This window comes from Halogeometricum sp. S3BR5-2, assembly GCF_031624635.1.
GTDB lineage: Archaea > Halobacteriota > Halobacteria > Halobacteriales > Haloferacaceae > Halogeometricum > Halogeometricum luteum.
The window spans coordinates 258,879-271,324 of the sequence record NZ_JAMQOQ010000004.1; the positions used below are offsets into that span (position 1 = coordinate 258,879).

Below are 12,446 nucleotides of genomic sequence, written 5' to 3' on the forward strand. Positions count from 1 at the left end.
GGCCGTCAGGTCGGTACTCACCGCGAGCGAGGGCCTCCGTCCGCGTCGGTCGCGGCCTCAGAGACCGTACAGTTCCTTCGGTCGGTCGTACGCCACGCGTTCGACGAGTCGTCTCGCGTTGTCGTGCGGCACGCGTCCGCGCTCGACCATCCGGCCGATGACGTTCGCGAGTGACCGCCGGAACATCTCGAAGCGCGACCCGTACGAGACGAGTTTCCGCGAGTCGCTGACCATGCCGGCGTAGTTCGCGAGCAGGTCCACCGCGGCGACTCGCTCCAGTTGGTTCTCGATGCCGAACGGGCTGTCGTTGAACCACCACGCCGGCCCGACGCTCACGTTCGGGTACGTCCGGGCGAGCACCGTCGCACTCGGGTAGTGCGTCGGGTCCAGCGTGTAGAGGACGACTTCCATCTCCCCGTCGAACTCGTCGAGGAAGTGGTCGAGGTCGCCGACGAGGTCGACGTCCTGCGTCGAGACGTCGCCGCCGGCGTTCGCCCCGAGCGACTCGTACAGCGACTCGCGGTAGTCTCGGACCGCCCCGACGTGCAACTGCGTCACCCATCCGGCGTCGGCGTTCAGGCGGCCGACGAACCCGAGGAGGTACGCCTTGAAGTCGCGCACCGCCGCCTCGTCGATACCGTCGCCGCGGCGCGCTTTCTCGTACACCCCGGCGGCGCGCTCGCGGTCGACGGGCTTCGACACCGGCGTCGTTCCCGTGCCGACGTCGCAGGCGACGCAGCCGCGTTCGGCGAAGTACTCGTGCGTCTCCGCGAGGGCGGCGAGAAAGCCCCCGAACGTCTCGACGCCGCTCTCGGTCGCCTCGTCCAGTTCGGCGACGAACGTCGACCACTCCGGGTTCTCTATCTTCAGCGCGCGGTCCGGTCGCCACGTGGGACGTATCTCGACGCCCTCCACCTCCGTCTCCGCGCGTTCGTGGTACTCGAGGCTCGACGTCGGGTCGTCGCTGCTGCAGAGCACCTCGACGCCCATCTCTCGGAGGACCGCCTGCGGTCGCTTCTCGGGGTCGGCCAGTTGCCGCTTCGTCTCCTCCCATATCTCGTCGGCCGTCTCCGCGTTCAGGGGTTTCTCGATGCCGAACCGGCGCTTCAGGTCGAGGTGGACCCACTCGTACGTCGGGTTGCCGGCGAAGTCGGGGAACACCTCGGCGAGGGCGGTCCACTTCTCGCGGTTGCTCGCGTCGCCGGTCACCTTCTCCTCGGGGACGCCGCGCTTGCGCATCAGTTGCCAGACGTAGTGGTCGGTCGCCCCCTCGACCGCCCAGATGTCGCTCCACGGCTCGTTTTCGACGACCTCGACCACGTCGATGTGGTTGTGCGGGTCGACTATCGGGAGGTCCTCGATTGCGTCGTAGAGCGCCGCCGCCGCGTCCGTCTCCAGCAGGTAGTCCTCGTCGATAAATCCCATATCTGGCTCTCTGCACCGGGCGACAAAAAAGTTCGCGAGGCCTCCGGAACGGACCCGACTACCCCTTCTCGGAGCGCTCCGCTCGCTCCGTCAGCCCCTTCATGTAGCCGACGGCGAACAGTCGACCCATGTCGGTGTAGCCGGACATCGCTCCCGCTCGGTCCTCCTCACCGAGCATCTTCGGGACGTGGTCGGGGCGGATGGGCCCGTCGAAGCCGACGTCCCGGTAGGCGTCCATCGCCGCCGGCATGTCCGTCTGTCCCTCGTCGTGCCACGTCTCGACGAACGACTCCGCCCCGCCCTCCACGTCCCGGAAGTGGACGAAGTGGATGCGGTCGCCGAACTCCCGAATCGTCGCGGGCACGTCGGCGCCCATCGCCGAGAAGTTGCCCTGACAGAACGTGAGCCCGTGGTTCGGGCTGTCGAAGAGGTCGAGGATGCGCCGGACGTTCTCGACGGAGTTCACGAGGCGCGGGACTCCTCGGGCCGATTCGACCGGCGGGTCGTCGGGGTGGAGGGCGAGTTTCACGCCCGCCTCCTCGGCGACGGGGACGACTTCGTCGAGGAAGTACTCCAGGTTCTCCCACAGTTCCGCTTCGGAGATGTCGATCGGGTGGTCCGGTCCGCGTTCGGACTGCTCGTGGTCGTACGCCGTCGTCCGCGAGTCGCCGCGCAGGCGGACGGAATCGGAGGTCCGAATCACGCCGACCGGGTTCTCCGTCCACACCCACGAGTAGACGCCGATTCCGGCCCGTCCCATGTTCCGGAGCAACTCCTTGACCGTCGCTATCTCCTCGTCTCGACCGTCCTCGCCGAGCACCGTCTTCGTCATCGGCGGCCGGTCCTCGACGACGTCCAAGGAGAGACCGTGGTCGGCGAAGCGGTTTCTCGTCTTCAACAACGAGTCGTACGTCCACCACTCCTCTTCCCCCCAGAACCGGACGACCGCGGTCGAGAGCCCCAGCTGCCGGGCGAGCGTCCACCGCCGGTCCGGACGCGGCGGGAGCATCAGCGTCGTGTCCATCACTCCACCTTCACCGTCACGTACCCCTCGAAGTTCAGGATGAGCCGCTGGGTCTCGTCGCCGAAGACGGCCTTCCCCGTCGGCGACCGACGGCGACCGAGGGTGAACACGTGGTCGCAGTCACGACTCTCCGCGGCCTCGATGACGTGACGCGCCTCCAGTTCCTCGTTCACATCGGCGACGACGGACCACGCCACGTCGCCGTCGAGCGTCTCCGTCGCCATCCGCTCGGCGAACTGCCGCGCGACGCCGAGGGCCTCCTCGTCGCTGTAGTCGCGGTTCTCGATGCGTCCGATTTCGTCCAGCGTCTCGATAGCTTCCTCGTACTCCTCGCCGGTCAGCGGCGAGTACAGGACGAGTTCGGTCCCCGCGCCGGCGGCGTACGCCGCGGCCTCGCGGAGCAACGCCGCACATCCCTCTCGATCCTCCATCACTACGAGTGCGTCTCTCATACACCGCGAGTTCGAGACCGACCTATTTAATGATTCATGTGAAGAAATACGCGACGCCTCGAAGACCCGCGTCGGGGGCCTCAGTAGCTGTCGTAGACGGTCTTCTCGATGGTGTAGAAGTCGAGTCCGGCGTCGCCCTGTTCGCGCCACGTCTCCGAGGAGGAGCGCTTGACGCCGCCGAAGGGAACGTGCAGTTCCAGACCGGTCGTCTTGTCGTTGACTTTCACGACGCCCGCTTCCGCCTCCTCGACGAAGCGGTTCGCCTCCGTGTGGTCGTCGGTGACGACGCTCGCCGAGAGGCCGTACTCCACGTCGTTGGCGACATCCAGCCCTTCGTCGAAGTCGGACACCTTGATGACGGCGACGACGGGGCCGAACACCTCTTCTTGGGCGATGCGCATGTCGTTCTCCACGTCGGTGAAGACGGTGGGCTCGACGAAGTGGCCCTCTTCCACCTCGTCACCCTCGGGGACGTCTCCGCCCGCCGCGAGCGTCGCGCCCTCGTTCTGCGCGATGTCGATGTACTCCAGTGTGGAGTTCAGTTCGTCCTCGCTGACCTGCGGGCCCATTTCGTGCTCGTTGCCGGGGCCGATGTCGATGGACTCGGCGCGGTCGACGAGTTCGTCGACGAACTCGTCGTAGACGTCCTCGTGGACGACGGCGCGAGAGCAGGCGGTGCAGGACTGACCGGTCGTCCCGAACCCGCCGTTCGCGACGATATCCGCGGCTTCCGCGGGGTCGGCGGAGTCCATCACGACCGTCGGGTTCTTCCCGCCGAGTTCGGTCTGGACGCGCTTGCCGGCGTCGGTCGCCTGTTCGTACACCATCTCGCCCACCTGGCTGCTGCCGGTGAAGGAGACGGCGTCGGTGCCCTCGTTCTCGATGAACTCGTTACCGACCGTGCTGCCGGGGCCGGTGACGACGTTGAGGACGCCGTCGGGCAGACCCGCCTCGTCCAGCGCGCGGGCGATTTCGACGACGACGCCGGGCGCAACCGAGGCGGGCTTGAGCACGACGGCGTTGCCCGCCGCCAGCGCGGGGGCGAGTTTCCACGCCGGGATGGCGATGGGGTAGTTCCACGGCGTGACGAGGGCGGCGACGCCGACGGGCATCTCGCGCGTGTAGAGGTTCGTGTCCGGTCCGCTCGCACCCTTCACGGTGCCGCCGAGGTCGGAAGCCTTCGCCGAGAAGTAGTGGAAGATGTCTATCGCGCGCTGGACCTCGCCGGCCGCCTCGCCGCGCGCCTTCCCCTCTTCTGCGACCAGTTTGTCGGTCAGTTCCTCCTTGCGCTGACCGAGGAGCGTCCCGGCCTCGCGGAGGATGCGCCCGCGTTCGGGGCCGGGCGTCTTCGCCCACTCGTCTTTCGCCGCGACGGCGGCGTCGACGGCCTCCTTCGCGTCCGACTCGTCGGACTGCTGGTACGTCGCGACGGTCTCGCTCGGGTTCGCCGGGTTCTGCACGTCGACGGTGTCGCCGGTCGATGAGTCTACCCACTCTCCGTTCACGTAGTTTTTCTCTGTCGTCATCACCTATCCGTTCATCGTTCTCTCATACTATTCTTACGGTTCTGTCACCGCGTGTCACGGCGCGTCTCTCGCCGTCCCCGATTCCCGGCCGCCGTCCGTCTCCGACCGTTCGGACGGCCGCGCCGTCGGTCCACTACACTTTTGCCGGTCGGCCCGAACCTCGGTACCATGTCAGTCGATGATTACCTACACGACCTCCGGGACCGCGACTGGGAGGAGTTGGAGGACGGGACGCTCCGCCTCGCCATGGTCGGTCTCGGATGGTGGACGCGCGAGCAGACGATTCCCGCCGCGGAGGACTCGAAGTTCTGTGAGACGACGGTGCTCGTCAGCAGCAGTCGCGAGAAGGGCCGGGACGTCGCCGACGGCGTCGACACCGTCGAGGCGACGCTCACCTACGAGGAGTTCGTCGACGGCGAGGCCGTCGAGGCGTACGACGCCGTCTACGTCTGCACGCCGAACGCGAAGCACCTCCCGTACGCGCGGGCGGCGGCCGAGCACGGGAAGCCCATCCTCTGTGAGAAACCGATGGAGGCGACGAGCGAACGCGCCGAGGAACTCGTCGCGGCCACCGAGGACGTGCCGCTGATGGTCGCCTACCGGATGCAGACGGACCCACAGGTGCGCCGGATGCGCGAACTCGTTCGGAACGGCGCCGTCGGCGACCCGGTTCTCGTCCACGGCCACATGGGCCAGCAGATGCTGGAGTTCGTCTCCGGCAGCCCCGACCAGTGGCGTCTCGACCCCGAACTCGCCGGCTACGGCGCGTCGGTGATGGACCTCGGCGTCTACCCGTTGAACACCGCGCGGTTCGTCCTCGACGCCGACCCGGTGAGCGTGACGTCGCAGATGCGTTCGGAGGACGAGGCGTTCGAGAAGGTGCCCGACCAGTATGCGACCTTTACTATCGAGTTCGACGACGGCACCTACGCCGCCTGCACCGCCAGCCAGCACGCCTCGCTCTCCGGACACCTCCGAATCGTCGGCACCGAGGGCGAACTCTCCTTGGAGCACTCCTACCTCGGCATGTCCGACCAGCACCTCCGCTACCGCACGGCAGAGGGACGCGAAATCGAGATAGACGACGAGCGCAGCGACGTTTTCGGCGACGAGATGACCGAGGAGTTGGACTACTTCGCCGACCGGGTGCTCAGAGAAAGGCCGTTCGCGGCCGACGCGGAACACGGCCTCCTCGACATGCGGGCGCTGGCGGCCATCTACGAGGCGGCCGAGACGGGCGAGACGGTGTCGGTGAACTGAACCGACCTAAACTGAAGCGAAGCTGAACCCTCCTACTCCTCCTCTCGGCCCTGCCGTTCGAGGATGTCGACCAAGCGATTCGCGAACTCGACCGTTCGAGCGGGCAGGCCGTACTTCTCCGTACTCATGTCGTACTCGCGGAGGTCCGACACCGTCTCGGGCGTGTGGTTCAGCGACGTCGCCGTCTCGCGCACGTCGACTTCGAGGACGCCGTCGTCGGCGTCTAACCACGGCTGCGTCCGTTGTCGCTCGTCGTACTCGATGACGTACGTCTCCCCGCCGACGGCGTCCACCACGTCGTCGACGGTGCCGACCTCCAGTCGGTCCTCGTCCGCGACGAGGAAGAGGTCGCCGTCGACGCACTCCGGTTCGTAGCGTTGCATACCCGCGGTGTATCTCGCCCCGAGTAATAATAGCGTCGTCACCCTCTACGGTCGTCCGCCGGAAGGAAGAGAACGGCGCGCGGGCGCCTTGACTCGACTCCGGCCGCGGCGGTGGGTTCGGGTGACCCGTTCAGTCCGAGTTCGCCGTCTCGGAGTTCGAGTCGCTTGTCTCCGCGGCCGCGTTGGCGAAGAACTCCTCTCTGCTCTCGGCAGCCCCCTCGAGCGGTTCGCTGTCCCAGTAGCGGTGGTTCGGGTCCTCGCGGAAGCAGGCCGCCTTCCCGTCGCCGCCGTCGACGTCCTCGAGCGTCGGGTGCTCCTCGCGGCACGCCTCGCGCGCGACCGGACACCGCGTGTGGAAGCGACACCCGGACGGCGGGTTCACCGGGTCCGGAACGTCTATCTGCCGTATCGGCGGCTCCTCGGCCTCCATCGCGTCCAAGTCGAGGTTCGGCGTCGCCCACCGCAGCACCTCCGTGTAGGGGTGTCGCGGGTCGTGGATGAGACGCTCCGCGGTGCCTATCTCGACGATTTCGCCGAGGTACATCACCGCGATGCGCCCGTCGCCGTGTTCGGCGAAGTACCGCGCGTTCGAGAGGTCGTGACTGATGAACAGGAACGAGGTGTCGAACTCCTCCTGCAGTTCGAGCATCAGGTCCATTATCTCGATGCGCAGCGATACGTCGACGGCGCTGATGGCCTCGTCGGCGAGAATGGCGTTCGGATTCATCAACAGCGCCCGCGCGAGGACGACGCGTTGCTTCTCGCCACCCGACAGTTGGTGCGGGTAGCGTTCGAGGAAGTCGCCCGCCGGCGTCATCCCGACGCGCTCCAACAGCGAGTGCATCCGCTCGCGTCGTTCGGCCTGGCTGATGTTCGGATGCGTGTGCCGCAGCGGTTCCGAGAGGATGTTTACGATGCGGCGGTTGGGGTTGAGCGCGCTTCCGGGGTCCTGGTGGATGATCTGGAGGGCGCGGCGAATCTCCTCGTGGGTGATTTCGACGTCACCCTCGCCGTCCTTCGCCTCCCAGATGTCCTGTCCCCGGTACCGTATCGACCCGCCGGTCGGACGCTGCAGACCGATCATCGTCTTCCCGAGCGTCGTCTTCCCGCATCCGGACTCGCCGAGCAGACAGACGAGGTCCTGCTCTTCGATGTCCAGCGAGATGCCGTCGACGGCGCGGACGACGCTCGCGTCGCTCCGGAACCGGTCGAGCAATCCCTGCTCCTTCTCGAAGTGGACCTCCACGTCGTCCAGCGAGAGTAGGGGGGTCTCTCCCGGGCGGGTCGCTCCGCCGCCCGTGGCCCCCGGCCCGGACCCGGATCCGGATTCGCCCCCGGGAACCTGTCCGTCCTCGATGGTCGCGGCGTCCTCACCGAAGTTGAGCGGAATCTCTTCTTGTGCCTCCTGCCAGTGGTGGCAGGCGGTGCGGTGGGTGCCGCCGTCGCCGACGGCCGCCAGCGGCGGGTCGACCTCCCGGCACTCGTCGGTGGCGAGCGGACACCGCGGGTGGTACCGGCAGCCCTGCGGCACGTTCACCGGCGCCGGCCCCTCGCCCTCGATGGGTTGCATCTCCTCCAGCGGCGCGTCGAGGTTCGGCGTCGCGTTCAGCAGCGCCCTCGTGTACGGGTGGGCGGAGTCGCCGATGATCTCGTCTCGCGGACCGATCTCGGCGAACTGGAACGCGTAGATGATGGCCATCCGGTCGGCCAGGGAGGCGATGAGCGGCAGGTCGTGCGTGATGAAGATGATGGTGAGGTCGTACTGGCTCTGCAGGTCGTCGAGCAGTTGTAGAATCGACCGCTGCATCAGCAGGTCCAGCGCCGCGGTCGGTTCGTCCATCACCAGCACTTCCGGGTCGAGCACCATGCTCAGGGCGATGAGCGCCCGTTGTTGCATGCCGCCCGATAGCTCGTGCGGGTAGGAGTCGAGCACCCGGTTCGGTTCGAGGTAGAGGTTCTCCAGGAGTTCCCGCGCGAAGTCGAGTCCCTCGGAGACGTTCTTGTCGTGCGCCTTCAGCGTCTCCTCGAAGTGGGCGCTGATCTTCATCGTCGGGTTGAACGAACTCATCGCCCCCTGGAACACCATCGACACCTCCTCCCAGCGGAACTTGCGGAGTTCCTCGTCGGAGAGTTCGAGCACGTCGACCGAACTCCCGTCTTCGCGGTTGTAGGTTATCTGTCCCGTCAGGAGGCCCGGGTCCGGCACGGCGTCCATGAGCGCCGACGCGAACATGGACTTGCCCGACCCCGACTCGCCGACGATGCCGAGCACCTCGTGGCGGTCGATGTCGACGTTCACGTCCTCCATGACGTACGTGTCGCCGCCGCTGTAGGTGACGTGCGCGTCCCGTACCTCCAAGATGGGGTCGTTGACGACCCCTTGCGATGCCGCGTCGTCGGTCGCTGACGTGTTCGTGTCTGTGTTGGTTGCCATGTTATATCATACCCACGTGGACGTGGATTCGTTCTCGCCCTCTTCGTCGACGGACTCGGACTCGCCGGTCAACCGGGTGCGCACCCGGGGGTTGAAGATGCGGTCCATCCCCTGACTCACGAGGATGAGACCGAAGGCGAGTCCGACGATGGCGACGATGGGGACGAGCAGCCAGTGGAGCGCCTGCATCGTGAACAGGCCGCCCTGGTTGTACGCGTTGTTCAGCGTGACGCCCCAGTTCTGACCCGTGTACGGCAGCACGCCGATGAAGTACAGGCCGACCGAGGCGAAGATGGTGTACCGCGCGGCGAGCACGAAGTTGACCATCACGTACGGCATGATGTTGGGCAGGACGTCTTTGAGGATGATCCTGGACGTCCCCGTACCCATCGTGCGTGCGGCCTCGACGTAGCTCGCCTCCCGAATCGACAGCACTTGCGAGCGGATGGAGCGCCCCAGCCCCGCCCAGTAGTTGATGGTGAGTATCATCCCGAGGAAGATGGGGTTCTCCGGGCTGAACGTGATGGCGAGGATGATGACGAGCGGGAGCCCCGGAATCGCCATGAAGAAGTCCGAGACGGACGTGATGACGGTGTCGATGGCGCCGCCTTTGTACCCGGAGACGGTACCGACGAGGACGGCGATGCCGGTGGCCCAGACGCCGCCGGCGAGCACCATCAGCAGGATGAACGGCGTCGAGTCGATGATGAGTGCGAGCAGGTCGACGCCCGACTGGGTCGTCCCGAGCGGGTACGCCCAGTTCTGGAACGGCGGGAGGAGTCGCTCGGCCTGACTGGGTGAGGGGTCGCGCCACAGACCGAGAATCTCGACGAGCGCCATGAGCAGGTAGACGCTGAGGATGACGATGCCGATGCGGGTGCGCCGGTCGGACCACGCGACGGCCGCGGGTTCGTACACCGAGTGACGGTAGAACTCTTCGAGCCGGTCGCGGCGGCTCATCTCGACCGACGACGACTCGGAGCGCCAGTCGATATCGTCCGAGGAGGACGAGGAGTCCGCCTCAGTAGCCATCCGAATCACCTGCGCTGATGCGCGGGTCGATGAGACCGTACGTCAGGTCGGCCACGTAGACGGCGACCACGAGCGTGACCGTGATGATGAGGAAACAGCCCATCATCAGCGGGTAGTCGTTGGCCTGGACCGCCGAGATGAGGTAGTAGCCGAGACCGGGGTAGGAGAATATCTGTTCGAGGACGACGGTGCCCCCGAGACGGAAGCCGATGAGCAGCAAGAGTCCGGTGTACATGGGGAGAATAGCGTTCTTCGCGACGTACCGAGTGGCGATGCGGCTGTCCGAGAGCCCGCGGAGGCGCGCGACCTCGACGTACTCCTCGCCGAGCACTTGAATTCCGTTCCCGCGCATGTTGAGCGCGGTGGAGCCGATACCGCCGATGGTGAACGAGAGGATGGGAAGCGCCGCGTGGTGGAGCACGCTCGCTACGTACTCCACGCTGAGAGACGCCTCGACCCCCCTGTCGACCGCGTTCCCCGTCGGAAACATGTTCAGCTGGAAGGCGAGGAAGAACAGGAAGACGACCGCGAAGATGTAGTAGGGAACCGCCATCAGGAAGATAGAGCTTCCCGAGGCCATCTGGTCGAAGGTGGAGCCTTCCCAGTACGCCTGCACGGCGCCGATCAGAACCCCGATGACGAACATCAACACGGTGGACGTCACGACGAGGAAGATGGTCCACGGGATAGCGCGGGCGAGAACCTCCATCACAGGTTGGTTGAGCGAGATAGATCGCCCCAGATCCAACTGAGCGACGCCGACGAGATAGTCGAGGTACTGCTGCCAGAGCGGAGCGTCCGGCCGGATGTTCTGCAGGGCCTCGATGCGTGCGTTGACCTGCTCGACCGGAACCCCCTGCCGGATGAGCTGGATTCTGAGCTGGGTGAACGGCCCGCCCGGGAGCAGTCGGATGAGCCCGAAGGTAAGCGTCGCGACGGCGAGAACGGTCAGCGGAATCCTGAGCGTGCGTCGGAGATAGTAGTTCATATTGGTGGATAGTGTCGGGTGGTCACGCGGCTATTGCTTGTACTGCAGTTCGCCCTCGTGGACCCACCAGAACGGCGGCCACTTGACGCGTCGGTTGGTGCTTCCCTCGGCGGCGACCGTCCAGTCGTCGTTCGTGACCCACGACTGCTCGAACTTCGAGACGATTCCGAGGAACGGCAGTTCGATGTGGTTGTGCCACGCCGACTGCTGGACGTACTGTCTCGCCTCCTCGTCGTTGGGCTGCCGGGCGATCTGTTTCGTCACTTCGAGCGGGTTGATCGTCATCTCGCCGCCGCCGCGGGCGGGAATCGTCTGCTCGGACTCGGCCTTCTCGCGGTAGCCGTGACCGCCGCCGATGTCGGTCGCCCACAGCTGGTAGTACAGCGGGAAGTAGGGGAACGCCGAGCGCGACCCGCCCGGCAGCCAGTAGAGGCTTCCCATCGTGAAGTTGCTGTTCGAGTACTGGCTGAACCAGTCGTTCGTCGGCCGGGTGCTGATGGAGAAGTCGAAGCCGAACTCGTTGAGTTGGCTGACGACCGTCTGCGTCATCGTCGTCCAGTCGGTCCAGCCAGCCGGCGAGTAGTACTCCCCGCCGATCGTTCCGCCGTCCTCGCTCTGCCACTTTCCGCCCTGCTTGGAGTAGCCGGCCTCCTCCATGAGCTGCGTCGCCTGCTCGGTGTTCGTGGACTCGGGACCGTACGTCTCGAAGTCGTCGAACCAGTCGCCCAGCCACGACTCCTGGTCGCGCGGCGCGATGCCGCAGGGCGTCGGCGTGACGAACTTCGTGCGCGGTCCGGCGTTTTCGACGACGGCCTGCCGGTCGACGACGTGCGCGACGGCCTGCCGAACCGCTCGGTTCCCGAAGTCGGGGTCGTTGTGGTTGAAGACGATACCGTAACCCCACTTGGCCGGAATGTTGACCTCCACGACGTTGTCCGGGAAGCGGTCCGCTATCTCCGGGGGCGTGAACAGGCTCGTCGCCGCGTCGACTTCGCTCCCGGAGATGAGCGCCTGGTGCTGGGCGGTGTTCCCGCCGTAGCTCTCGATGAGGTAGGTGCCGAAGTTGACGTTGTCGGACTTGTAGAACTGCGGGTTGCGTTCGAACTCGAACGCCTGCTGGTCTTTGTTCACGAACGAGAACATCCCGCTCGCCACGGGGTCTTCCCACGCCCACTGCAGGAACGCCGAGGCCTCCTGGTCCAGCCACTGCTCGTGCGTCTCCGCCTTCGTGTCGATGAAGAAATTCGTCAGCTCGAACTTGACGATCTGCGGGTTCGTCGGCCCCGAGAGCATCAGCTTGGCCGTGTGGTCGTCGACAATTTCGTAGTCGTCCACGTAGCCCCAGAGGGAGCTTCCCGTCTTCTGGGCCAGTTGGATCTGGACCTCGAAGTCCTCGGTCGTCCACTCGTCGCCGTTGTCCCACATGAGGTCGTCCCGGAAGGTCAGCGTGACCTCTTGATCCTGTATCTGGAGGTCGGAGAGCGCGCCCATCAGGAACTCCTGCTCGTTGAACGAGTACTTCAGATACGGTGCGAACACCGCTCGGCCGGCGGGCCAACTGAAGTTCTGCGTCGCAGAGGAGTTGAAGTGCAGGTCGACCGGGTTCCCCGTGTAGGCGTTGACGAACGTCGCGTCCGCCACGGAACCGCCCGAAGAACCGTCCGTCCCGGCGTCGGTACCCCCGGAGCCGCCGGAGCCGCCGGTTCCGGCTTCGCCCTCTCCCTCGCCACCGTCGCCGCCCGAACAGCCGGCGAGCGCGGCCAGGCCCGACGCGCCCGCCGCCGCCAGCATCCGCCGCCGGCTGATTGTTCTGTCGTACTCGCCACGCCCGCTCCTGGATGACATAACATGTCATTCTTGTCCATAATGGTTCATAAGTATTGTGGATCATCGTTAAAGCGGTTCCCTGAACCGGAGTGGCG

General features: G+C 66.0%; 10 protein-coding genes. 1 reads left to right on the forward strand and 9 read right to left on the reverse strand.

Annotated features, from left to right (window positions below):
* Positions 1-57: 57 nt before the first annotated feature.
* The 4 genes from uxaC to xacF all read right to left on the reverse strand — a co-directional run bounded on the left by uxaC (position 58) and on the right by xacF (position 4,427).
* Positions 58-1,425, reverse strand: a complete 1,368-nt coding sequence (uxaC, locus tag NDI79_RS15930; RefSeq protein ID WP_310929590.1) for a glucuronate isomerase — start codon at positions 1,423-1,425, stop codon at positions 58-60.
* A gap of 58 nt (positions 1,426-1,483) precedes the next feature.
* The gene (locus NDI79_RS15935; RefSeq protein WP_310929591.1) at positions 1,484-2,449 is read right to left on the reverse strand and encodes a mannonate dehydratase; all 966 of its coding nucleotides are present in this window, start codon (positions 2,447-2,449) and stop codon (positions 1,484-1,486) included.
* Positions 2,449-2,901, reverse strand: a complete 453-nt coding sequence (locus tag NDI79_RS15940) for a universal stress protein (protein ID WP_310929592.1) — start codon at positions 2,899-2,901, stop codon at positions 2,449-2,451. The genes NDI79_RS15935 and NDI79_RS15940 overlap by 1 nt, the downstream gene beginning before the upstream one ends.
* A gap of 80 nt (positions 2,902-2,981) precedes the next feature.
* The gene (gene xacF / locus NDI79_RS15945) at positions 2,982-4,427 is read right to left on the reverse strand and encodes a 2,5-dioxovalerate dehydrogenase (protein ID WP_310929593.1); all 1,446 of its coding nucleotides are present in this window, start codon (positions 4,425-4,427) and stop codon (positions 2,982-2,984) included.
* Positions 4,428-4,595: 168 nt separating this feature from the next.
* Here xacF and gfo6 point away from each other — a divergent pair, with 168 nt between their 5' ends.
* On the forward strand, positions 4,596-5,687 hold the full coding sequence (gfo6, locus tag NDI79_RS15950; RefSeq protein ID WP_310929595.1) for a D-xylose 1-dehydrogenase Gfo6: 1,092 nt from the start codon (positions 4,596-4,598) through the stop codon (positions 5,685-5,687).
* A gap of 32 nt (positions 5,688-5,719) precedes the next feature.
* On the opposite strand, the gene NDI79_RS15955 is transcribed toward gfo6, so the two are convergent.
* The 5 genes from NDI79_RS15955 to NDI79_RS15975 form a co-directional block, all read right to left on the reverse strand.
* Positions 5,720-6,070, reverse strand: a complete 351-nt coding sequence (locus tag NDI79_RS15955; protein WP_310929596.1) for a hypothetical protein — start codon at positions 6,068-6,070, stop codon at positions 5,720-5,722.
* 130 nt (positions 6,071-6,200) lie between these two features.
* Positions 6,201-8,504 (reverse strand): ABC transporter ATP-binding protein, encoded by a 2,304-nt coding sequence (locus NDI79_RS15960; protein WP_310929597.1) that lies wholly within the window; start codon positions 8,502-8,504, stop codon positions 6,201-6,203.
* Between the two features lie 6 nt (positions 8,505-8,510).
* Positions 8,511-9,536: an ABC transporter permease gene (locus NDI79_RS15965; RefSeq protein WP_310929598.1), complete on the reverse strand. Its 1,026-nt coding sequence runs from the start codon at positions 9,534-9,536 to the stop codon at positions 8,511-8,513.
* Positions 9,526-10,524 carry an ABC transporter permease gene (locus tag NDI79_RS15970; protein ID WP_310929599.1) on the reverse strand — a complete coding sequence of 333 codons (999 nt, stop codon included), beginning with the start codon at positions 10,522-10,524 and terminating at the stop codon, positions 9,526-9,528. Before NDI79_RS15970 ends, NDI79_RS15965 begins: the two co-directional genes overlap by 11 nt.
* A gap of 30 nt (positions 10,525-10,554) precedes the next feature.
* A complete protein-coding gene (locus NDI79_RS15975) occupies positions 10,555-12,315 on the reverse strand; it encodes an ABC transporter substrate-binding protein (protein WP_425499624.1) in 1,761 nt (586 codons plus the stop codon).
* Positions 12,316-12,446: the final 131 nt, after the last annotated feature.